Here is a 23,286-nt window from a genome sequence, read left to right as displayed (position 1 = left end):
GGCCGCCCGTCGGTCCGTCACGGACACGCATGCGCCCGTCTCCGGTGGTGGGCCCGCCCGCCACGGCCCCGCGCCCGCCCGTCACCAGCCACCCGCCGGCTCGGCCCCCCTGTCAGCTCGGCACCCGTCAGCCCCGGCACCCCTCAGCCCGGCTCCACAGCCGCCCCGCCCCCGGCCCCGCCCCCGACCGTCGTCGCCTCGACCGCCCGGGCCCGCGCCCAGTGGCAGGCGACCTGGGACTCGCCGCCGCCGTGCAGGATCCCCAGGTCCCGGTTCCGGCAGGCGTCCGCGACACCGGCGCGTGCCGCATCGCCCCCGGCCAGGACCTGGCAGCGGACGTGGAAACGGCAGCCGGTGGGGATGTGCGCCGGGTCGGGCGGTTCGCCGCTCAGCACGACGGGGCGGCCCGGCGCCTCCGGCAGGACGGACAGCAGGGCCTGGGTGTACGGATGCCGGGGCGCCGTCAGCACCTGTTCCACCGCACCCGTCTCGACGATGCGACCGAGGTACATCACCGCGACCCGGTCGGCGATGTTCCACGCCAGCCCCAGATCATGGGTCACCACCAGCGCGGACAGGCCCAACTCGTCACGCAGCCGCAGCAGCAGCGCCAGGATCTCCCCGCGCACCGACGCGTCGAGGGACGCCACCGGCTCGTCGGCGACCAGGAACTCGGGTTCCAGGACCAGCGCGCCCGCGATGACGACCCGCTGGCGCTGACCGCCGGACAGCTCGTGCGGGTAACGCAGGAAGAAGCGCTCCGGTGGACGCAGCCCCGCACGGGCCAGCGCCTCGGCCACCGCCGTCCGCTCGTCCCCGGCGTGACGGTGGATGCGCAGGCCCTCGGCGACGATGTCGTACACCGTGTGCCGGGGGTTCAGCGAGCCGCTCGGGTCCTGGAGGACCAGCTGCGCCCGCTTGCGGTACGCCTTCAGCGCGCGGCCGGAGTGTTCGAGCGGCGCTCCGTCGAAGGTGATGCGGCCTCCGGTCGGCCGGACGAGACCGAGCAGGCTCCGGGCGAGTGTCGTCTTGCCGCAGCCCGACTCGCCGACCAGCGCGACGATCTCGCCCCGCCGGACGTCGAGGTCGACCCCGTCCACGGCCCGGGCGGGCGGCCCGCCGCCCCGGCCGGGGAAGGCGACGTGCAGCCCCTGGACGCTCAGCAGTTCGGGCGTGGTGCCGGTCATGGGGTGCCGCTCCTCACTTCCTCGTCCCGCGCCGGCGGTGTGCCGGCGCCGGAACCCACGTGGACGCAGGCCGCCCGCCGGTCCATCCCCGCCTGCCGCAACGGCTGGTCGTCCGTGGCACAGACGTCCAGCGCGACCGGGCACCTCGGATGGAACGCGCACCCCGACGGCACCGCCGCCGGGTCGGGCGGGTCACCCGGCAGCCCCCGCGGCGCGAACCGCGAGCCCGGGTCCCCGATCCTCGGGAATGCCTCCGACAGCGCCCGGCCGTAGGGGTGCAGGGCGTCCTCGTAGACCTGCCGGGCCGGGCCCTCCTCCACCACCCGGCCCGCGTACATCACCGCGAGCCGATCGCAGGTGTCGGCCAGCACGGCGAGGTCGTGGCTGATCATGATCAGGCCGACGTCCTGCTCACCCACCAGGCCCTCGATCAGCCGCAGGATCTGCGCCTGGATCATCACGTCGAGTGCCGTGGTGGGCTCGTCGGCGACGATCAGACGCGGGTCGCAGGCCAGGGCCATCGCGATCATCACGCGCTGCCGCTGCCCGCCGGACAACTCGTGCGGGTAGGCGCGCGCCCGCGCCGCCGGGAGGCCGACCTGCTCCAGCAGCTCCCCGGTCCGCTTCCGCGCACCGGCGGGTGTGGCCCTGCGGTGCAGCAGGATCGGCTCGGCGATCTGGTCCCCGATGCGGTGCACGGCGTTCAGCGAGTGCATGGCGCCCTGGAAGACGATCGACGCCCCGGCCCAGCGCACCGCCCGGACCCGGCCCCACTTCATCGTCAGTACGTCCTCGCCGTCCAGCAGGATCTCCCCGCCGACCCGGGCCCCGGCCGGCAGCAGCCGCAGCAGCGCCAGCGCCAGGGTGGACTTGCCGCAGCCGGACTCGCCCGCGACGCCGAGCTTCTCGCCGGCCGCCAGGGTCAGGCCGGCCCCGCGCACGGCCGCCACACCTCCCGGATACGTCACCTTCAGGTCGCGCACCTCGAGCAGACTCAACGGGACACCCCCAGCCTGGGATTGAGCACGGCCTCCACCGCACGTCCGCACAGCGTGAACGCCAGCGCCACGGCCGCGATCCCCACGCCCGGCGGCACCAGGTACCACCAGTCGCCCGAACTCACCGAGCCCGCCTCCCGAGCGTCCTGCAGCAGCCCGCCCCAGGACACGACCGTCGGATCACCGAGCCCGAGGAAGGCCAGGGTCGCCTCGGCCAGGATGGCGGAGGAGATGATCAGGGTCGTCTGGGCGAGGACCAGCGGCATCACGTTGGGCAGCACGTGCCGGGACATGATGTGCCAGTGCCCGCCCCCGAGCGCCTTCGCGCGTTCGATGTAGGGCCGGGACTCCACCGCCAGCGTCTGCGCCCGCACCAGCCGGGCCGTGGTCGGCCAGGTGGTCACGCCGATCGCCAGCACGATCGTGCCGAGCGAACGGGACAGGACCGTCGCCAGCACGATGGCGAGCACCAGCGTCGGCATCACGAGGAACCAGTCCGTGATCCGCATCATCACCGTGGCGTACCAGCCGCGGAAGTGCCCGGCCGTGATCCCGATGAGCGCGCCGATCGTCACGGACAGCGCGGCGGCCAGCAGCCCGACCAGCAGCGAGACGCGGGAGCCCCAGACCAGCAGGCCCAGCAGGCTCCGCCCGAACTGGTCGGTGCCCAGCGGGAACTGCCCGCTCGGGCTCTCCAGCGGCTGCCCCGGTGCGTTGGTCACGCTCTCCACGTCCGAACCGACGGTCAGCGGCGCCGTCAGCGCGACGAGCACGAACAACGACAGCGCCACCAGCCCGAACACGCCCGCGCGGTGCCTGCGGTACTCCCGCCAGAAGCGCGCGAGGGAAGCCCGGCGCCGCCGCCACGCGAGCGCACGCGAACCGGGCGGTGTCTCGGAAGCCCCGGCCGTCTCGGCAGTCTCCGCCGTCCCGGACGTCTCGGCCTTCTCGGCGGTCATCGGCCCACCCTCGGATCGAACAGCGGATACAGCAGATCGGCCAGGGTGTTCATCAGGATCACCGCCGCGGCGAAGACGAAGAACAGCCCCTGCACGAGCGGCAGATCGGGCACGCTGAGCGCCTGGTAGAACAGCCCGCCCAGCCCCGGCCAGGAGAAGACCGTCTCGACGAGGATGACACCGGCCACCGTCCGGCCGAGATTGACGAAGACCAGCGTCACCGTCGGCAGCAGCGCGTTCGGCACGGCGTGCCGGCGCCGTACGAGATCGTCCCGCAGGCCCTTGGCCCGCGCCGTCGTCAGATAGTCGCCGCCCATCTCGTCCAGCAGCGCCGACCGTGTGACCAGCAGCGTCTGCCCGTACTCCACCGCGACCAGCGTCACCACCGGGAGCACGAGGTGGTGCGCGACATCGACGACGTAGGCGAACCCCTCCTCACCGCCCCCCGATTCCATGCCCCCGGTCGGGAACAGGCCCGGCAGCGGGTCCACCCCCACCGACAGGACGATGATCAGCAGCAGGCCGAGCCAGAAGGACGGAACGGAGTACAGCGTCAGCGCCAGCCCCGTGTTCAGACGGTCGCCGAGCCGGCCGTGCCGCCACGCCGAGCGAGTGCCGAGGAACGCGCCCAGCGCGGTGTACAGCACGAAGGCCGTGCCGGTGAGCAGCAGCGTGTTCGGCAGCGCCTCGGTGATCTTGTCGACGACGGGCGCGCGGAACTGGTACGACGTGCCCAGGTCCCCGGTCAGCGCCTTGCCGCAGTACTCCGTGAACTGCTGCCACAGCGGCAGGTCGAGCCCGAACTCCCGGCGGTAGGCGGCGATCTGCTCGGCCGAGACCGGACGGCCGCCGGTCATGAACTTCACCGGGTCGCCGGGGATCATCCGGAAGAGGAAGAAGCTGGTGACCAGGACGGCGAACAGGGAGACGACGGCTCCGGCCAGCTTGCCCGCCACGTACCTCGGGTACGCGCGGCGCGTACGGGACGGGCGGCCGGCGGTGTCGCCACCGCCGGCCGGCCCGGTTCCGGCCGGCGCGGACGCCGCCACCTCACTCACGTTCGTCCGCCGAAGCCCGCCGGCGGAGGGCGAAGAACACCACGAGCCCGACGAGGACGACGCCGCCCGCGACGGCCCCGATCACGACCCCGGTCGACGACGAGCCGCCGGAGGAGTCACCGGAGTCCGCGGGGACGGCCGACCACCAGCTCCAGTAGCCGTCCTGCCCGTAGATGTTGCCCGCCGCCGACGGCATGGTGGTGATCGACTCGATGTGGTCCGTGCGGTAGGCCTCGACCGCGTTCGGGTAGGCCATGACGTTCATGTATCCCAGGTCGTACAGCCGGGACTGCATCTGCTTGACGATCTCCGCCCGCTTGCCGGCGTCGTACTCGCCGAGCTGCCGCGCGTACAGCTCGTCGTACTTCTCGTCGCAGATGAAGTTGTCGGTGGCCCCCGTGTCCTTCGGCGTCGCCGGCAGCGCCGCGCAGGTGTGGATGGACAGCACGAAGTCCGGGTCGGGGTTGACGGACCAGCCGTCGAAGGCGAGGTCGTACTCGCCGGCCAGCCACGGGTCGGTCACGTTGTCCCGGCAGTCCAGGGTCATCGAGATGCCCAGCTCGCCCCACCACTCCTGGAGGTACTTGCCGACCGCCTTGTCGTTCGGGTCGGTGGCGTGGCACAGGACGCGGTAGTTCAGGGGTTCGCCGTCCTTGCCGACCCGCTTGCCGTCGGCGTTCTTGCGGTAGCCCGCCTCGTCGAGCAGCCGCGCCGCCTCCGCCGGGTCGTAGGCCAGCTCCTGCTCGGCCGACGGCTCGAAGAAGTACTGCGAGAAGCGCGGCGGGATGTAGCCCTCGCCCTTGACCGCGTGGCCCTGGAACACCTTGTCGACGATCGCCTCGCGGTCCACCGCCATGAACAGCGCGTGCCGCACCCGCTGATCCAGCAGCGAAGGATGGCCGTCACCGATCTTCGTGCCGTCCTTGGCACGGGCGCCCGGGTTGGTGGCGAGGGCGTAGAAGCGGCGGCCGGGGGCGTCGTTCACATGGATGTTCTCGTCCTCCTTGAGGGAGGCGGCCTGGGCGGGCGTCAGCGACGGCGAGCCCGCGACGAACGACACCTCGCCCTTGCGCAGGGCGGCGACGGCGGCGTCCTGGTCCTTGTAGTACCGGAACACCAGCTCGTCGAACTTCGGCGCGCCACGCCAGAAGTCCTTGTTCGCCTCCAGCCGTACGTAGCTGTCCGGCTTGTAGTCGGTGAGGACGAAGGGACCGTTCCCGACGACCGGGAAGTCCTTGTCGTTGTTGAACTTCGAGAAGTCCCCGACCTTCTCCCACACGTGCTTGGGCACGATCGGCACGTCCAGCGCGGTCATCGTGGCCTGCGGCTTCTTCAGCCGGATCACCAGCTGGGTCGGGCTGGGCGCGGTGACCTTCTCGAAGTTGGCGACGAAGCTGCCGTTGGCGGTGGCGGCGCCGTCGTCCGTCATCATCTTGTTGAACGTCCAGGCCGCGTCCTCGGCGGTGGCCTGCTCCCCGTCCGACCACTTGGAGTCGGAGCGGATCGTGTACGTCCAGGTCAGCTTGTCCGGCGACGACTTCCACTCGGTGGCCAGGCCCGGGATGACGTGGTTGTCCTTCGGGTCGTAGTTCGTCAGGTACTCGTAGGTCAGCCGGTGGATGCTGGTGCTGAGCAGCCGCACCGCCAGGAAGGGACTGAGCGAGTCGACACTCTGCGCCACGGCGACGGTGAGCACCTTCTTCTGCCCCTGGTCGTCGTCCGCGGCCCGCGCCGTCGAGGCCGCCGGGGTGACGGTCCCCGCCGCCAGGAGGAGCGCCGCGGCGCCCGCGGCGGCGAGCAGCCGTGCCCTTCTCGGACGGGGGCCGGAACGTCCACTGCCGTGCTGATCGTGTGTGCTCATGACTCCCTGACCTCACGTCATCGCACGCGGGAGACGCCGTGCGCCCCCGCGTGAGGCGGGCTTGAACAGGTGTGAACAGTTGTGAACAGGTTGGAGCGAACGGCGAATGGCTGGATCGTGCTTGATCGGGTGACGCCGGCGGAATGAAGTGTGTGTCTATCAGCGGCAGTCTGCACGCGTCAACGGTCCGTCAAACCCCATGTGGCCTGCGGAAACAAGGAGTTGACCGAAGGACCACTCTCATTGGCTCAGACCTCTGGTGCCTCCCTGGTGAGAGCGTGACGGCCGAGTCCCACCGGTTCTGCCTGCGAACGGCGTTAACGCCGTTAACGCCATGAACGCGCGAACGCCCGCGCCGTCGGCTGACGGCGCGGGCGTTCGGGGGCCGGTGGGCTACTGCTGCGGCGGGGGAGGCGCCTGCCCCGGCTGCGGATACCCGTAACCGGGCTGCTGCGGGTACGGCTGCCCGGGGTACGGCTGTCCCGGGTGGTGCTGTCCGGGCTGTGGCTGCCCGGGCTGGGGGTACTGGCCCGGCTGGCCGGGCGCGCCGGGCTGGCCCGGCATGGGCTGCTGGCCGGGCACGGCCTGCTGGCCCGGCATCGGAGGCTGGGCCTGGTGGTGCGGGCCCGGGTGGTGCTGGCCCGGCATGGGCGGGGCGGCGACCGGCGGCGGGTTGCCGTCGGACGTCCACAGCCCGTGCATCTGCTGGTGGCGGACGAAGTCCTCGGCGACCATCGCCGCCAGGTTGAAGTACGCCTCCCGCACCTTCGGCCGCATCATGTCGAGGTCGACCTCGGCGCCGGCGGCCAGATGCTCGTCGAACGGGACCACGACCACGCCCCGGCACCGCGTCTGGAAGTGCCCGACGATGTCGTCCACCTTGATCATCTTGCCGGTCTCGCGGACACCCGAGATGACGGTGAGGGAACGGGACACGAGGTCGGCGTACCCGTGCGCGGAGAGCCAGTCCAGCGTCGTACTGGCGCTGCTCGCGCCGTCCACGGACGGCGTCGAGATGATGATGAGCTGGTCGGCGAGGTCGAGCACGCCACGCATGGCGCTGTAGAGGAGACCGGTGCCCGAGTCGGTGAGGATGATCGGGTACTGCTTGCCGAGCACGTCGATCGCGCGCCGGTAGTCCTCGTCGTTGAAGGTCGTGGACACGGCCGGGTCCACGTCGTTGGCGATGATCTCCAGCCCCGACGCGGACTGCGAGGTGAACCGCCGGATGTCCATGTACGAGTTGAGGTACGGGATCGCCTGGACGAGGTCGCGGATGGTCGCCCCGGTCTCGCGGCGCACGCGGCGGCCGAGCGTACCGGCGTCCGGGTTGGCGTCGATCGCGAGGATCTTGTCCTGCCGCTCGGTGGCGAGCGTGGAGCCGAGGGCGGTGGTGGTCGTCGTCTTGCCGACGCCGCCCTTGAGGCTGATGACCGCGATGCGGTAGCAGGAGAGCACCGGGGTGCGGATCAGCTCCAGCTTCCGCTGCCGCTCGGCCTCCTCCTTCTTCCCGCCGAGCTTGAAGCGGGAACCGCCGGCCGCGGGGCGGCTGCTCTTCGCCTTCTGCTTCTTGTTGTTGAGCAGCCGGTCCGACGACAGCTCCACGGCCGCCGTGTAACCGAGCGGCGCGGCACCCGGGTTGGTGGGCTGCCGCTGGTCGTGCTGCATGGGCTGCGGCCAGGCGGCGCCGAGGCGGGGGTCCACGGGCTGCTGGGGGTGGGGCTGGCCCGGCTGCCCGGGCTGCGGCGCGGGCGGTGCCTGGTGCGGCTGCTGGGCGGTCGGGACCGGAGGGGTCTGCGCGGCCTGATCCGGCTGGGCCATGGGCTGAGCCGCCGACTGGGCCGGGGGAACCTGCGGAGCGAAGCCCTGCTGAGCGGCCTGCGGCGCGGCAGACGGGGGCTGCGCGGCAGGGCCCTGCGGCTGCCCCTGCTGCGGTACGCCGGGGTGGGGCTGCGGCATACCGGGGGCCACGCCGGGCTGCGGCTGGGGCTGCGGCTCCTGCCCGTGCGACGCGGGCGCCTGCGGGAACCCGTAACCGGCCGCGGGGGTGGGAGCGCCGCCCGGTTGCTGGACCGGCGGCTGCGGTGCCGCCGGAGCCGTGGCGCCCGGCTGCGGGAAGCCGTAGCCCTGCTGCGGCGCGGGCTGCGGGGGCGCCTGGTTCGGGAACGCCTGGTTCGGCGGCGTCGGCGCGGTGGCCGGCGGATTCCACGCGGCGGGCGCCGGCTGGGGCGCCTGCGGCTGGAAGGGAGGTTGCTGTGCCGGAGCGGCGGGGGCGGGCTGCGGCTCGGCGGGCCACTGGTTCGCCGGGGCCGGGGCGACGGGAGGGTACGACGGAGGCAGCGGCGGCACCGCAGCCTGCGCCGCGGGCGGGGCGTCGGCCGGGACGGCGTCCTCGGGCGCGGCGTCCGAGCTTGCGCTGTCGGCCGGGACGGCGTCCGCGGGCTCGGCAGCGGGCGTCACGACGTCCGTCGTGGGCAGCGGGGTGTCCCGAGGCTCGGGAACCGCGTCCTCGGGCTCATTGCCCGGAGCCGGAGCCGGAGCCACAGGCAGCGACTCGTCCCCGTCGGGCGTGACCGACGTGTCGGCAGCTGCGGCCGTGCCGCCTTCGTCAAGTACGTCGTCCCGCCCGTCGGCGTCGGCGTCGGCGTCACCGAGTCGGGGATCGTCGGCGTGCTCGGGCTCCACGGCGTCGTCCGCCACCGACAGACCCTCGTCCGTAGCGCCCGCCGCATCCGTAGCGCCCGCCGCATTCTCACCGGCCTCGTCGGCAGGCCCCGGTACGTCGTCCCCGACGCCGGCGCCGGCTTCGGCTTCGTCGGTCTCCGACTCCGGCCGCTCCTCGTCCTGCCCGGCGTCATCGGCCGCGGCACGCTCGGTGATCTCCCGCTTCAGGGCGGCGGCGGAGAAGCGCATGGTGGCGCCGCTCTCCAGGTCACCGTTGCCGGGCTCGTCCTCGGGCTCCGGGTCCTCGGCCGGTGGGGGAGCGGGTGCCTGGAGCTGGAACCCACCAGCCGGAAACGCCGGTACGGCCGTCGGGGAGGCCGGGTCCGCGGCGGGCACCGGGGCGGCCACGCCCTCCGGCTCGGACCGTACCTGCGGCTCCGCCTCGGGCTCGGGCTCGGACTCCTCACGCCCCTGCGGCTGCTCGGGCGGCTGCGGCTGCTGCGGCTCGAAGCCGCTCCCGGCCGGCAGCTTGGGAACTCCGGCCGGCCCGGCGGCCGACGGCGCGGGCGGAGTGAAGGGCGCCCCGGGACCCGACGGCGCGGGCGGAGTGAAGGGCGCCCCCGGACCCGGCGGCGGAGGCGGCGTGAACGCGGTGCCCGGAGCGGGCGGCGGCGGAGGCGGCGTGAACGCGGTGCCCGGAGCGGGCGGCGGCGGAGTGAAGGGCGCCCCCGGCGAGGGAGCCGGAAAGGACGAGGAGCCGCCGGCCCCGGCAGCGTGCGGCGGGGGAGTCAGCCCCGGCAGCGGCGGAACCGGCCCCCGAGGAGCAGCCGGATCGGAAGGAGCGGCGGCGCCGGAAGCGGTACCGGCCCCCGGACTCCCCGTCGGTCCCGCCCCTTGTCCCTGACCCTGCCCCGAGTCGCTGGAGGCGTTCTGCGTGTACCAGGCGGGCGGGGCGTAGTCGATGGTGAACTCGCCCGTCGTCTCGACTGCGGACTCCGTGTCGGGTTGGTCATCGCCGGGCGTCGCCCAGCCCCCGCGGATCCCGTCCCGATCGCTGCTCACAGTTCCTCCTGGTGTGGTCGAGCCCCTCAAGCCGTGCTGGGGCGACCGTTTTTGTCGTCCGACGTTGTCCGAAGTGAAACGAGGTCGTCCGATCGTCGGCCCTCCCCGTACGACGCCGACGCCCCGTCCACGGGTTCTGGCGTCGCGCCGGACACCAGCCTAATCACCACACGCCCCGCCCCGGCAGCCCCGTCCTCACCTCAGCATCTGCCCATTGCGTCACAGCCTGCCCCGAAGTGCCGTACCTCGTTTCCGAATCCGTGCATCCGCCACACGACATCCCTGAACAAGTCGGCCAGAACTCGGACAGAACTCGGTCGGAGAGGTCTCTCCAGTACCCGCGAGTGATCAAGGCACCGGCATAGTAGGGACGCTTGTCGATCCCTTTGTCGTCATCCCTTCGCGGGAAGATCCCATGACCAGGAAGAGGACCCACGCGTGAGCTTCGGCCCGCCCCCCTCCATGCCCCAGCCCCCGCCGGCCGCTCAGACCCACGAACGGAAGCCCGGACGGAAGGCACGCAAGGCACTGACCGCGCTGCTCGCGGTGGTTCTCGTCGCGGCGTTGGGCACCGGCGGCTGGCTCCTGTGGGGCGGCGGGGACGGCGAGAACGCCTCCCGGGACGAGAAGGGGGCCACGGAGGCGCAGGGCCCCCTCGACGTGCGGCAGACGGTCGAGAAGCAACCCGCGAGCACCGTGGGCGAGATGGCCTTCCGGTTCTCCGTGGACGACATGAACCCCGGTGAGCGCGTGGAGATGCCGGGCATGTGGGCCACGGACCGCATCCTCGCCAAGGGCATCAACAAGACCCTCGTCGGCATGCGCATCGGCACCGACATCGAGCCGGGCAAGGAGGAGTGGAAGCTCGGTCTCGACGGTCCCATCTGCGGCTACACCCGCCATGTGACCGGCGACAACCGCACCGCCGTCCTCTTCCGGGCCAACGACTGGGCGGAGGACGCCTACTGCAACCAGGTCGCCTTCGTCGACCTCGACGACGGCCGCATGGTCTGGGAGGCCCGCTTCCCCACCTCCCCGTCCGGGCTCCAGTCGGCGCAGGACGCCGGCCAGGACCGGCCGAGCGTGACCCTGACGCACGACACGGTCGCCGTGACCTGGGGCGGCGGCACCACCGCGTACGGGATGGAGAAGGGCGAGCGCCGCTGGTCCACTACGGCCACCAGCCCGTGCCAGGACATGGGCGCCGCGGGCGGACACGCGCTGATCGTCCGCCAGAAGTGCTGGAGCGGCGACAAGAGCGTGCCGGACACCTCCTACCAGTACATCGGGTACAAGGTGCGCAAGGTGGACCCCGCCACGGGCCGGACCGTGTGGACGTACTCCGCCGCCGAGGGCATCCGCGACCTCAAGGTGGCCTCCACCGAGCCGACGGTCCTCGCCGTCGCGGGCGGCGACATCGAGATCACCGACCTGCTGTCCCTCGACGACAAGGGCCGCGACCGCGCCACGATCAGCCTGCGCAACGGCGCGTACGTCGCCGACTGCTCCTACACGGACTACCTGGTCATCGACGACTGCCCGACCATCGCCGTGGGCGCGGACCAGGTCTTCATCCGCAGCGAGGACCAGCTCGAGAAGCAGGTCTCCAACTGGATCATCGGCTTCGACCTGGAGACGGGGAACACGACGAAGAAGTTCGACTCCGGTCCGGGATCCCTGCTCCAGCCGGTGCGGATGAGCGGCGGCCGGCTCCTCGCCCTGCGCCTGAGCGAGGACCACATCGCACCGAACGCACTGGTCGCGCTCGACCCCGGGACGGACAAGCAGATCCCGTACTTCTACTTCGGGCTCCCGGCCGAGGCCGAGACGATGACATTGATGAACGAGAACGACATCGTCGTCCAGAACGGCCGGATCTTCTTCGGCCGCAAGTCCGCGAACGGTCCGTCTGGCGAACAGAAGAAGCAGTGGCTCTACCTGGTCCTGGGCATCGGGAGCAGCGCGGCGGAGAAGCCCTGAGCCTGCCCGGTGCCTCTCCGCCCGCACGTCACCGCGGTCCGGCGTCCCCGTCCGGCGACGCCGGCTCCAGATCGAACTCCCCGTCCCGCGCCCCCAGCACGAACGCCCGCCACTCCGCCTCCGTGTACCGCAGTACGGTGTCGGGGTCGAGCGACGACCGCATGGCGACGGCGCCGGCGGGGAGGTAGGCGATCTCCACCCGCTCCTCGTGCTCCTCGGTGCCGGGCGCGCTGTGCCACTCGACACCGGAGATGTCGAGGGAGTAGAGCTCGTCCCGCTCCCGTTCCTTGCGCGCCTTGAGTTCGAGGTCCTCGGCATCGGCCATCGCGGCTGGGTCCTTCCTGTCCTGCGGTCGGCTGTGCGGCTACCCTAGTGGCCGCGATTCACCTGGTCAGCGGTTTGTCCATGTCCGTGCCCGCCGGAGTGACGGCCCGCTCCCCGGGCCACCGGCCGGGGGTGTCCACCCGGACTGGTACGCTGTGTGACGGCCGTTTGTGTACGCGCCCCCGGAGCCCCGAGCCCTGGAGGCCGCGCCCAGCGGATCCCCGCCTTCCGAGTCACGGAAGATCCCCCGAGACGTAGACCGGGGGCACTCGGTGGCCACTCACAGACCAGAGGAGTACGCGTGTCGCTCGACGCCGCAGTGAAGAAGCAGATCATCACCGAGTTCGGTACCAAGGAGGGCGACACCGGCTCCCCCGAGGTCCAGGTCGCTCTGCTGTCCCGTCGCATCTCCGACCTGACGGAGCACCTCAAGACCCACAAGCACGACCACCACTCCCGCCGTGGTCTGCTGATCCTGGTCGGCCAGCGCCGCCGGCTGCTGCAGTACCTCGCCAAGAAGGACATCCAGCGCTTCCGTGCGCTGGTCGAGCGCCTCGGCATCCGCCGCGGTGCGGCGGGCGCCAAGTAAGACGCCGTGAAGGGAGCGGTTCCCATCGTTCGGGGGCCGCTCCCTTTGCTGTACGTGCGCAGTGTCGCCGCGGCTTTGTAGTGTGGTAGCAGAACACGAGACGCACGACACACGACGTACGAACGCACGACACCGAACGAAACGCACACACACGCACACGCGTACAAGACGTACGCGGTGCACGAGGAGAAGCGCACCTTGCCGCCGCCGGTCCTCGGTAGTGGCCCCCGGGGACAGCACCCCGGGTGCTTCGATCGAAGACCGGCCCGCACCGGATGAGCGCTTCTCCGCCCCGTCCCCCCGCCACACGGGCGAGGAGGGACAAAAGACGACACGTAATGGAGAATTCGCTAGTGGAGAACGAGACCCACTACGCCGAGGCCGTCATCGACAACGGCGCCTTCGGCACCCGCACCATCCGCTTCGAGACGGGCCGCCTGGCCCGTCAGGCCGCCGGTTCCGCCGTGGCGTACCTGGACGACGACACCATGGTGCTGTCGGCCACCAGCGCCTCCAAGAACCCCAAGGACCAGCTCGACTTCTTCCCCCTCACGGTGGACGTCGAGGAGCGGATGTACGCCGCCGGCAAGATCCCCGGCAGCTTCTTCCGCCGTGAGGGCCGGCCGTCCGAGGACGCCGTCCTCACCTGCCGCCTGATCGACCGCCCGCTGCGCCCGTCCTTCAAGAAGGGCCTGCGCAACGAGATCCAGGTCGTTGCCACGATCATGGCCCTCAACCCCGACCACCTGTACGACGTCGTGGCGATCAACGCCGCCTCCGCGTCCACGCAGCTGGCCGGCCTGCCCTTCTCCGGCCCGATCGGCGGCGTCCGCGTCGCGCTGATCCGCGGCCAGTGGGTGGCCTTCCCGACGCACACCGAGCTCGAGGACGCCGTCTTCGACATGGTCGTCGCGGGCCGCGCCCTGGAGGACGGCGACGTCGCGATCATGATGGTCGAGGCCGAGGCCACCGAGAAGACCATCAAGCTGGTCGAGGGCGGCGCCGAGGCGCCCACCGAGGAGATCGTCGCCGCCGGTCTGGACGCCGCGAAGCCCTTCATCAAGGTGCTGTGCCGCGCGCAGGCCGACCTCGCCTCGAAGGCCGCGAAGCCGACCGGCGAGTTCCCGATCTTCCTGGACTACCAGGACGACGTCCTCGAGGCGCTCACCGGCGCCGTCAGGCCCGAGCTGGCCCAGGCGCTCACCATCGCCGGCAAGCAGGAGCGCGAGGCCGAGCTGGACCGCGTCAAGGCGCTCGCCGCCGAGAAGCTCCTGCCGGAGTTCGAGGGCCGCGAGAAGGAGATCTCCGCCGCGTACCGCTCGCTGACCAAGTCCCTGGTCCGTGAGCGCGTCATCAAGGAGAAGAAGCGCATCGACGGCCGCGGTGTCACCGACATCCGCACCCTGGCCGCCGAGGTCGAGGCCATCCCGCGCGTGCACGGTTCCGCGCTGTTCGAGCGTGGCGAGACCCAGATCCTGGGCGTCACCACCCTCAACATGCTCCGCATGGAGCAGCAGCTGGACACCCTCTCGCCGGTGACCCGCAAGCGCTACATGCACAACTACAACTTCCCGCCGTACTCCGTCGGCGAGACCGGCCGCGTCGGCTCCCCGAAGCGCCGCGAGATCGGCCACGGCGCTCTCGCCGAGCGCGCCATCGTGCCGGTCCTGCCGACGCGCGAGGAGTTCCCCTACGCGATCCGCCAGGTGTCCGAGGCCCTCGGCTCCAACGGCTCGACGTCCATGGGCTCGGTCTGCGCCTCCACCATGTCGCTGCTGAACGCCGGTGTGCCGCTGAAGGCCCCCGTCGCCGGTATCGCCATGGGCCTGATCTCCCAGGAGATCAACGGCGAGACGCACTACGTCGCCCTCACCGACATCCTCGGTGCGGAGGACGCCTTCGGCGACATGGACTTCAAGGTCGCCGGCACCAAGGAGTTCGTCACCGCCCTCCAGCTCGACACCAAGCTGGACGGCATCCCCGCCTCCGTCCTGGCCGCCGCCCTCAAGCAGGCCCGTGACGCCCGCCTCCACATCCTCGACGTGATGATGGAAGCGATCGACACGCCGGACGAGATGTCCCCGAACGCGCCGCGGATCATCACCGTGAAGATCCCCGTCGACAAGATCGGTGAGGTCATCGGCCCCAAGGGCAAGATGATCAACCAGATCCAGGAGGACACGGGCGCCGACATCACGATCGAGGACGACGGCACCATCTACATCGGTGCCGCCGACGGCCCGGCCGCCGAGGCCGCCCGCGCCACGATCAACGGCATCGCCAACCCGACCATGCCCGAGGTCGGCGAGCGCTACCTGGGCACGGTCGTCAAGACGACCACCTTCGGCGCGTTCGTCTCCCTGCTGCCCGGCAAGGACGGCCTGCTGCACATCTCGCAGATCCGCAAGCTCGCCGGCGGCAAGCGCGTGGAGAACGTCGAGGACGTCCTCGGCGTGGGCCAGAAGGTCCAGGTCGAGATCGCCGAGATCGACTCCCGCGGCAAGCTCTCCCTGATCCCCGTGATCGAGGGCGAAGAGGGCGACGACGACAAGAAGGACGACGCCGACCAGTGACGTCCCGTGGCTCCAAGGCGACGGCCCGCACCTCCACGGAGGCGCGGGCCGTCGCCCGTACCCAAACCCTGATCAAGGGCGAGCACGGCATCGGCACGGTCCGCAAGACCACCCTCCCGGGCGGCCTGCGCATCGTCACCGAGACCCTGCCCTCGGTCCGCTCCGCGACCTTCGGCATCTGGGCGCACGTCGGCTCCCGCGACGAGACCCCGGCCCTGAACGGCGCCACCCACTACCTGGAGCACCTGCTCTTCAAGGGCACCCGGGGGCGCAGCGCGCTGGACATCTCCTCCGCGATCGACGCGGTCGGCGGCGAGATGAACGCGTTCACGGCCAAGGAGTACACGTGCTACTACGCACGCGTGCTCGACACCGACCTGCCGCTCGCCATCGACGTGGTCTGCGACATGCTGACCGGCTCGCTCATCCGCGAGGAGGACGTCGACGTCGAGCGCGGCGCGATCCTCGAAGAGATCGCGATGACCGAAGATGACGCCGGCGACTGCGTGCACGACCTGTTCGCGCACACCATGTTCGGCGACAACGCGCTGGGCCGCCCCGTCCTCGGCACCGTCGACACGGTCAACGCCCTCAACGCCGACCGCATCCGCCGCTTCTACCGGAAGCACTACGACCCCACGCACCTGGTGGTCGCCGCGGCCGGCAACGTCGACCACAACAAGGTCGTACGCCAGGTCCGCGCCGCCTTCGAGAAGGCCGGCGCCTTCCGGGAGCCGGTGGCCGCGCCCATCGCCCCGCGCGACGGCAGGCGCACGATCCGTGCCGCGGGCCGCGTCGAGCTGATCGGCCGCAAGACCGAGCAGGCCCACGTCATCCTCGGCATGCCGGGCCTGGCCCGCACCGACGAGCGCCGCTGGGCCATGGGTGTCCTCAACACCGCTCTCGGCGGCGGCATGTCCTCGCGCCTGTTCCAGGAGGTCCGCGAGAAGCGGGGCCTGGCCTACAGCGTCTACTCGTACACCTCGGGCTTCGCCGACTGCGGCCTGTTCGGCGTGTACGCGGGCTGCCGGCCCTCCCAGGTGCACGACGTGCTGAAGATCTGCCGCGACGAGCTCGACCACGTCGCCGAGCACGGTCTCACCGACGACGAGATCGGCCGCGCGATCGGCCAGCTGAGGGGCTCCACGGTCCTCGGTCTGGAGGACACCGGCGCGCTGATGAACCGTATCGGCAAGAGCGAACTGTGCTGGGGCGAGCAGATGTCCGTCGACGACATGCTGGCCCGGATAGCCTCGGTCACGCCGGACGACGTCCGTGCCGTCGCCCGCGACGTCCTGGGCCGGCGACCGTCCCTGTCGGTCATCGGCCCGCTGAAGGACAAGCAGGCGTCGCGGCTGCACGACGCCGTCGCCTGACGGTCCCGTTTCGAGAAGGAAGCATGTGACATGAGCAAGCTGCGCGTGGCCGTCCTCGGTGCCAAGGGCCGGATCGGCTCCGAGGCGGTACGGGCGGTCGAGGCCGCCGAGGACATGGAGCTGGTCGCCGCCCTCGGCCGGGGCGACCGCCTGGACACGCTGGCCGAGACCGGCGCCCAGGTGGCCGTCGAGCTGACCACCCCCGACTCGGTGATGGACAACCTCGACTACTGCGTACGCCACGGCATCCACGCCGTCGTCGGCACCACCGGCTGGACCGACGAGCGCCTCGCGCGGCTGACCTCCTGGCTCGACGCCTCCCCGGAGACGGGCGTGCTCATCGCGCCCAACTTCTCCATCGGCGCCGTACTGACCATGAAGTTCGCTCAGATCGCGGCCCCGTACTTCGAGTCCGTCGAGGTCGTCGAGCTGCACCACCCGAACAAGGTGGACGCCCCCAGCGGCACCGCCACCCGTACCGCGCAGCTCATCGCCCAGGCCCGGCAGAAGGCAGGCGCCGCCCCGGCGCCCGACGCCACTGCCACGGCCCTGGACGGCGCCCGCGGCGCGGACGTCGACGGTGTCCCGGTCCACGCGGTCCGGCTGCGCGGCCTGCTGGCCCACCAGGAGGTCCTGCTGGGGGCCGAGGGGGAGACCCTCACCGTCCGGCACGACTCCCTGCACCACAGCAGCTTCATGCCGGGCATCCTGCTGGGCACCCGCCGGGTGGTCACCACGCCGGGCCTCACCTTCGGCCTGGAACACTTCCTGGACCTGAACTGAGACCCGAACCGAGCCCCTGACCCCATGCGCGCGAAAATCTCCTACGCCGTCACGGCCGCCGTCCTGGTCTTCTACTTCGTCCTGGTCGGCAGCCGCGGTGTCATGCTCATCGGCACCGGCACGCCCGTCGCCGTCGCCTTCGGCGTCGCGGTACTGATCCTGCCGGTGATCGGCGTCTGGTTCCTCTGGAAGAACACCCAGTTCGTTCGCAGGGCCAACGCCCTCGCCGCCGAACTCGACGCCGAGGGCGGACTCCCCGTCGACGAGCTGAAGCGCACCCCCAGCGGCCGCGTCGACCGCGACTCGGCCGACGCGGTCTTCGCCCTGCGCAAGGCCGAGACGGAGGACGCCCCCGGCGACTGGCGCACCTGGTTCCGGCTGGCCGTCGCCTACCACGACGCACGCGACACCCCGCGCGCCCGCAAGGCGATGCAGCGGGCGATCGCCCTGCACGACGGCAAACCCGTCGAGACCGCCTGAACACAGAGCGAAGGGCGGGGCCCGAACCGCGACGCGGTTCGGGCCCCGCCCTTCGCTCTGTCTCCTCAGTCCTGCCGGTACTCGGCGGCCCACGCCTCCACGGCGTCCGCCGCCCGGTCGAAGGCCTCCTCCCGGGCGAGGAAGTCGGCGTTGTGCGTGGTCAGCAGCGGAGGAAAGGTCTCTCCGGACCGGCCCTGCCGGTCCAGGAGCAGCGCCTGCCCCTGGACGGTGCGCGGCAGCCCGAGCCAGCGCACCGGCTGCTGCACCGTCCGCACGCTGGCGACCTGCTGCCAGGCCACCGTGCGCGTGCTGAAGAAGCTCACGTGCCGCAGCCCGTGCGCGCTCACCCACGCGCCCATGCGGAGCAGCCGCAGGGCACACACGATGACGACCAGCGCGACGCCGAACACCACACCGGCGGCGGACAATGAGTCCGTCGCCGCGATGATGACCGCCGCGAACAGGACGAACGAGGCGAGCAGCAGCATCAGCGCCGCCGCCCCCACACGCCACGGCCCCGGCCGGTAGGGCCGGCGCCAGAGGTCACGGTCGTCGTGCGGCAGCGCGACGTCGTCGGTGGCGTCGAAGGCGCGGTCGGCCGTCAGGAAGGGCAGGGGCACGGCTGGTCCTCACTCGTTCCATGGCAGGTGCTGTGCCCGGTGAGGCTACCGACCTGTGTCTGAGCTCACCACCCTCGGGTCCCCGGATGGAGTCAGGGCCGACCGGCCCGAGCCGCTGCTAACGCCTCTCGGAGGCCTGCGACGGCTGTTTGTGCCCGGACGGCTGGTCGGCCGACAGCGCGGGCATCCCGATCACGAGGGAACCCGCGATACCGGCGACGACGGTGAGGCCGAGCAGCCAGCGCCCGGCCAGCTGGCCGAAGGACGCCCGCTCCCGGGGCGGGGGTGTGACATTGCTGCGGAACCTGTCGGCTTCGGCGACGAAGGCGAACGGCACGGGTTCACGCCGGCGGATCATAGGGGCTGCGTCTCCCTTCAGGGACTGGAATGAAGTGCTGTTACTCATACAGACGAACGAACGCCCTCGCGGGTGCCCTGTTTCACCGAATTCATCGCGGCACGGCACCGAACGCCCCATTCGGCGGGCGTGGGGTCCGCGGCCGTAGAGTGGCGTCGCCAAGCGACCAGATGGGAAGGCCCTCCACCCGTGACCGACACCCCCGCCGACGATTTCAAGATCGACCTCCGCAGCGACGTCACCGTCGAGCTGGTCAAGAACAGCGCGACCGACTCCGACGTGCTGTTCGCCGCCCGCGTCTCGACCGTCGGGGAGCAGTCCCTGGACGAGCTGCGGAAGGACCCGGAGCGTTCCAAGGGCCTGATCAACTACCTGATGCGGGACCGGCACGGCAGCCCGTTCGAGCACAACTCGATGACCTTCTTCATCAGCGCCCCGATCTTCGTCTTCCGCGAGTTCATGCGGCACCGCGTCGGCTGGTCGTACAACGAGGAGTCGGGCCGCTACCGGGAGCTCCAGCCGGTCTTCTACGTGCCGGGGCAGGACCGCAAGCTGGTCCAGCAGGGCCGCCCGGGCAAGTACGTCTTCGTCGAGGGCACCCCCGAGCAGCACGAGCTGGTGAGCCGGTCGATGGAGGACTCCTACCGCCAGGCCTACCGGACGTACCAGGAGATGCTCGCCGCCGGCGTCGCCCGCGAGGTGGCCCGCTCCGTGCTCCCCGTCGGCCTCTACTCGTCGATGTACGCCACCTGCAACGCCCGCTCGCTGATGCACTTCCTCGGCCTGCGCACCCAGCACGAGCTGGCGAAGGTCCCGTCCTTCCCGCAGCGCGAGATCGAGATGGTCGGCGAGCAGATGGAGAAGGAGTGGGCCCGGCTCATGCCGCTCACGTACGCGGCCTTCAACGCCAACGGCCGCGTGGCGCCGTAAGCCGCCGCCGGACGCGGAGCCGGCCCGCTGACGCGCCGCGAGTACACATGTACGCATCAGCCACCCGAAGTGTCCGTATTGCGGCATTCTGAGAAGTTCATCTAGCCTGATCAAAGGGACCCGGCACTGCTTGAACCCCCGAGCAGGCAGTGCCGGGCTCCACCTCTCTCCCGGCCTGCCGCCTCCCCCGAGGGCAGACCCCGCCCTGAGCAACGAGTAGCGTGTAACCCATGGCTCCGACCTCCACTCCGCAGACCCCCTTCGGGCGGGTCCTCACCGCCATGGTCACGCCCTTCACGGCGGACGGCGCACTCGACCTCGACGGCGCGCAGCGGCTCGCCGCCCACCTGGTGGACGCAGGCAACGACGGCCTGATCATCAACGGGACCACCGGCGAGTCCCCCACCACCAGCGACGCGGAGAAAGCGGACCTCGTACGGGCCGTCCTGGAGGCCGTCGGCGACCGGGCCCACGTGGTCGCCGGAGTCGGCACCAACAACACCCAGCACAGCATCGAGCTGGCCCGCGCCGCGGAACGCACCGGCGCCCACGGCCTCCTGCTCGTCACGCCGTACTACAACAAGCCCCCGCAGGAGGGCCTGTACCAGCACTTCACGGCCATCGCCGAAGCCTCGACGCTGCCAGTCATGCTCTACGACATCCCCGGCCGCAGCGGCGTCCCGATCAACACCGAGACGCTGGTCCGGCTCGCCGAGCACCCGCGCATCGTCGCCAACAAGGACGCCAAGGGCGACCTCGGCCGCGCCAGCTGGGCCATCGCCCGCTCCGGCCTCGCCTGGTACTCCGGCGACGACATGCTGAACCTGCCGCTGCTCTCCGTGGGCGCGGTCGGCTTCGTCTCGGTCGTCGGCCACGTCGTCACCCCCGAGCTGCGCTCCATGGTGGACGCGCACGTCGCGGGCGACGTGCAGAAGGCCCTGGAGATCCACCAGAAGCTGCTCCCCGTCTTCACCGGCATGTTCCGCACCCAGGGCGTCATGACCACCAAGGCCGCGCTCGCCCTCCAGGGACTGCCGGCGGGACCGCTGCGCGCCCCCATGGTCGGCCTCACGCCCGAGGAGACCGAGCAGCTCAAGATCGATCTTGCCGCCGGCGGGGTACAGCTCTGACAACGGACTTCGCACCACCGCACGACGGACGGACTTCGAACTTCACAACTGAATAGGCGGGCCACCGGTGCCCGCACCCCACTACGACAACTGCTTCTGCACGAACGTCACGCGCGCCACGTGCCCACCGGTACGTGGCGCGCGTGGTTGAGGAGAGTCTTTTGAGTCATCCGCACCCTGAACTGGGCCGTCCCCCCGCGCTCCCCAAGGGTGGCCTCCGGGTCACGCCCCTGGGCGGCCTCGGCGAGATCGGCCGCAACATGACGGTCTTCGAGTACGGCGGCCGTCTGCTGATCGTCGACTGCGGAGTGCTCTTCCCCGAGGAGGAGCAGCCCGGAATCGACCTGATCCTGCCGGACTTCTCGTCCATCCGGGACCGCCTCGACGACATCGAGGGCATCGTCCTCACCCACGGCCACGAGGACCACATCGGCGGCGTCCCCTTCCTCCTCCGGCTGAAGCCGGACATCCCGCTGATCGGTTCCAAGCTGACCCTCGCGCTCATCGAGGCCAAGCTCCAGGAACACCGCATCCGCCCGTACACCCTCGAGGTGGCGGAGGGGCATCGCGAGCGCATCGGCCCCTTCGACTGCGAGTTCGTCGCGGTCAACCACTCCATCCCGGACGCCCTGGCCGTCGCCATCCGCACCCCCGCGGGCATGGCCGTCCACACCGGCGACTTCAAGATGGACCAGCTCCCGCTGGACGGCCGCCTCACGGACCTGCACGCCTTCGCGCGGCTGAGCGAGGAGGGCATCGACCTGCTCCTCTCGGACTCGACGAACGCCGAGGTCCCGGGCTTCGTCCCGCCCGAGCGCGACATCTCGAACGTGCTGCGTACGGTCTTCGCAGGCGCCCGCAAGCGGATCATCGTGGCGAGCTTCGCCAGCCACGTCCACCGCATCCAGCAGATCCTGGACGCGGCCCACGAGTACGGCCGCCGGGTCGCCTTCGTCGGCCGCTCCATGGTCCGCAACATGGGCATCGCCCGGGACCTCGGCTACCTGAGGGTCCCGCCGGGCCTGGTCGTGGACGTCAAGACGCTGGACGACCTCCCCGACAGCGAAGTCGTCCTGGTCTGCACCGGCTCGCAGGGCGAACCGATGGCCGCCCTCTCCCGCATGGCCAACCGGGACCACCAGATCCGCATCGTCCAGGGCGACACGGTGATCCTGGCGTCGTCCCTCATCCCGGGCAACGAGAACGCGGTCTACCGGGTGATCAACGGCCTGACCCGCTGGGGCGCCAACGTCGTCCACAAGGGCAACGCCAAGGTCCACGTCTCGGGCCACGCCTCGGCCGGCGAGCTGCTGTACTTCTACAACATCTGCCGCCCCAGGAACCTGATGCCGGTCCACGGCGAATGGCGCCACCTGCGCGCCAACGCGGAACTGGGTGCCCTGACCGGCGTTCCGCACGACCGCATCGTCATCGCCGAGGACGGCGTCGTCGTCGACCTGATCGAGGGCAAGGCGAAGATCTCCGGCAAGGTCCAGGCGGGATACGTCTACGTCGACGGCCTGTCGGTAGGCGATGTGGGCGAGCCGGCCCTGAAGGACCGCAAGATCCTCGGCGACGAGGGCATCATCTCGGTCTTCGTGGTCATGGATTCGTCCACCGGCAAGATCACCGGGGGACCGCACGTCCAGGCCCGCGGCTCCGGCATCGAGGACTCGGCCTTCGCCGCGGTGCTCCCCAAGGTCGTCGAAGCACTGGAACGCTCGGCCCAGGACGGGGTCGTCGAACCCCACCAGCTCCAGCAGCTGGTGCGCAGGACCATCGGCAAGTGGGTCTCGGACACCTACCGGCGCCGCCCGATGATCCTGCCTGTCGTGGTGGAGGTCTGACGGACCGTCGGTTCGCCGGCAGCGCCAACCTGGAGCGGGGCGCCTCGATTTGCATCGAGGCGCCCCGCTCCAGTACGTTTACATCTCCGCTCGGACGGGCACCCGACCACTTCGTGGAGGGGACGCCCGGGGGTGGAAATCCCGACTCAGAATCTCTGATAAAGTCGGAACCGCCGGAAAGGGAAACGCGAAAGCGGGAACCTGGAAAGCACCGAGGAAATCGGATCGGAAAGATCTGATAGAGTCGGAAACGCAAGACCGAAGGGAAGCGCCCGGAGGAAAGCCCGAGAGGGTGAGTACAAAGGAAGCGACCGTTCCTTGAGAACTCAACAGCGTGCCAAAAGTCAACGCCAGATATGTTGATACCCCGACCTGATCGGTTCGATCGGGTTGAGGTTCCTTTGAAAAAACACAGCGAGGACGCTGTGAACGGTCGGATCATTCCTCCGACTGTTCCGCTCTCGTGGTGTCACCCGATTACGGGTAAACATTCACGGAGAGTTTGAT

The 23,286-nt window shown here is 70.9% G+C and carries 18 protein-coding genes; 9 read left to right on the top strand and 9 right to left on the bottom strand.

The features are described from left to right. Positions 1-143: 143 nt before the first annotated feature. The 6 genes from KUM03_RS21375 to KUM03_RS21350 form a co-directional block, all read right to left on the bottom strand. On the bottom strand, positions 144-1,187 hold the full coding sequence (locus KUM03_RS21375) for an ABC transporter ATP-binding protein (protein WP_217250889.1): 1,044 nt from the start codon (positions 1,185-1,187) through the stop codon (positions 144-146). After that, positions 1,184-2,185 carry an ABC transporter ATP-binding protein gene (locus tag KUM03_RS21370; protein ID WP_217250888.1) on the bottom strand — a complete coding sequence of 334 codons (1,002 nt, stop codon included), beginning with the start codon at positions 2,183-2,185 and terminating at the stop codon, positions 1,184-1,186. The genes KUM03_RS21375 and KUM03_RS21370 overlap by 4 nt, the downstream gene beginning before the upstream one ends. Next, on the bottom strand, positions 2,182-3,144 hold the full coding sequence (locus KUM03_RS21365) for an ABC transporter permease (RefSeq protein ID WP_217250887.1): 963 nt from the start codon (positions 3,142-3,144) through the stop codon (positions 2,182-2,184). The genes KUM03_RS21370 and KUM03_RS21365 overlap by 4 nt, the downstream gene beginning before the upstream one ends. Then, positions 3,141-4,193, bottom strand: a complete 1,053-nt coding sequence (locus KUM03_RS21360; RefSeq protein ID WP_217250886.1) for an ABC transporter permease — start codon at positions 4,191-4,193, stop codon at positions 3,141-3,143. The genes KUM03_RS21365 and KUM03_RS21360 overlap by 4 nt, the downstream gene beginning before the upstream one ends. A gap of 1 nt (position 4,194) precedes the next feature. After that, positions 4,195-6,063 (bottom strand): ABC transporter substrate-binding protein, encoded by a 1,869-nt coding sequence (locus KUM03_RS21355; protein ID WP_217250885.1) that lies wholly within the window; start codon positions 6,061-6,063, stop codon positions 4,195-4,197. Between the two features lie 393 nt (positions 6,064-6,456). Beyond that, on the bottom strand, positions 6,457-9,789 hold the full coding sequence (locus KUM03_RS21350) for an SCO5717 family growth-regulating ATPase (RefSeq protein ID WP_217250884.1): 3,333 nt from the start codon (positions 9,787-9,789) through the stop codon (positions 6,457-6,459). A gap of 438 nt (positions 9,790-10,227) precedes the next feature. Here KUM03_RS21350 and KUM03_RS21345 point away from each other — a divergent pair, with 438 nt between their 5' ends. Next, positions 10,228-11,769 carry a PQQ-binding-like beta-propeller repeat protein gene (locus KUM03_RS21345; RefSeq protein WP_217250883.1) on the top strand — a complete coding sequence of 514 codons (1,542 nt, stop codon included), beginning with the start codon at positions 10,228-10,230 and terminating at the stop codon, positions 11,767-11,769. Positions 11,770-11,797: 28 nt separating this feature from the next. Here the strand turns inward: KUM03_RS21345 and KUM03_RS21340 are convergent, their stop codons facing one another. Next, complete coding sequence (locus KUM03_RS21340) at positions 11,798-12,094, bottom strand: DUF397 domain-containing protein (protein ID WP_217250882.1); 297 nt, start codon at positions 12,092-12,094, stop codon at positions 11,798-11,800. Between the two features lie 300 nt (positions 12,095-12,394). On the opposite strand from KUM03_RS21340, the gene rpsO reads away from it, so the two are divergent. The 5 genes from rpsO (at position 12,395) to KUM03_RS21315 (ending at position 17,894) form a co-directional block, all read left to right on the top strand. Then, positions 12,395-12,682, top strand: coding sequence for a 30S ribosomal protein S15 (rpsO, locus tag KUM03_RS21335; protein WP_019330982.1), 288 nt, complete (start codon positions 12,395-12,397; stop codon positions 12,680-12,682). A 353-nt stretch (positions 12,683-13,035) separates the two neighbouring features. Then, positions 13,036-15,255, top strand: a complete 2,220-nt coding sequence (locus KUM03_RS21330) for a polyribonucleotide nucleotidyltransferase (protein ID WP_217250881.1) — start codon at positions 13,036-13,038, stop codon at positions 15,253-15,255. Next, positions 15,252-16,631 (top strand): pitrilysin family protein, encoded by a 1,380-nt coding sequence (locus tag KUM03_RS21325; RefSeq protein ID WP_217250880.1) that lies wholly within the window; start codon positions 15,252-15,254, stop codon positions 16,629-16,631. The genes KUM03_RS21330 and KUM03_RS21325 overlap by 4 nt, the downstream gene beginning before the upstream one ends. A 30-nt stretch (positions 16,632-16,661) precedes the next feature. Further along, positions 16,662-17,414, top strand: a complete 753-nt coding sequence (gene dapB, locus KUM03_RS21320) for a 4-hydroxy-tetrahydrodipicolinate reductase (RefSeq protein ID WP_217250879.1) — start codon at positions 16,662-16,664, stop codon at positions 17,412-17,414. A 24-nt stretch (positions 17,415-17,438) separates the two neighbouring features. Further along, a complete protein-coding gene (locus KUM03_RS21315) occupies positions 17,439-17,894 on the top strand; it encodes a hypothetical protein (RefSeq protein ID WP_217250878.1) in 456 nt (151 codons plus the stop codon). A 65-nt stretch (positions 17,895-17,959) separates the two neighbouring features. Here the strand turns inward: KUM03_RS21315 and KUM03_RS21310 are convergent, their stop codons facing one another. Then, on the bottom strand, positions 17,960-18,514 hold the full coding sequence (locus KUM03_RS21310; protein ID WP_217250877.1) for a hypothetical protein: 555 nt from the start codon (positions 18,512-18,514) through the stop codon (positions 17,960-17,962). Between the two features lie 118 nt (positions 18,515-18,632). Beyond that, a complete protein-coding gene (locus KUM03_RS21305; protein WP_073731493.1) occupies positions 18,633-18,872 on the bottom strand; it encodes a hypothetical protein in 240 nt (79 codons plus the stop codon). A gap of 189 nt (positions 18,873-19,061) precedes the next feature. Here KUM03_RS21305 and thyX point away from each other — a divergent pair, with 189 nt between their 5' ends. From thyX to KUM03_RS21290, 3 genes are all read left to right on the top strand, one after another. Then, positions 19,062-19,802, top strand: coding sequence for an FAD-dependent thymidylate synthase (gene thyX / locus KUM03_RS21300; protein WP_217250876.1), 741 nt, complete (start codon positions 19,062-19,064; stop codon positions 19,800-19,802). 230 nt (positions 19,803-20,032) lie between these two features. Next, positions 20,033-20,932, top strand: coding sequence for a 4-hydroxy-tetrahydrodipicolinate synthase (dapA, locus tag KUM03_RS21295; RefSeq protein ID WP_217250875.1), 900 nt, complete (start codon positions 20,033-20,035; stop codon positions 20,930-20,932). Positions 20,933-21,093: 161 nt separating this feature from the next. Then, entirely contained in the window at positions 21,094-22,779 is a 1,686-nt protein-coding gene (locus KUM03_RS21290; RefSeq protein WP_217250874.1) for a ribonuclease J, read from the top strand. Positions 22,780-23,286: the final 507 nt, after the last annotated feature.

Source organism: Streptomyces sp. AC602_WCS936, assembly GCF_019049125.1.
Taxonomy (GTDB): Bacteria; Actinomycetota; Actinomycetes; order Streptomycetales; family Streptomycetaceae; genus Streptomyces.
Note: the sequence above shows the minus strand (reverse complement) of the source record. Positions and strands in the feature narration are given on the sequence as shown.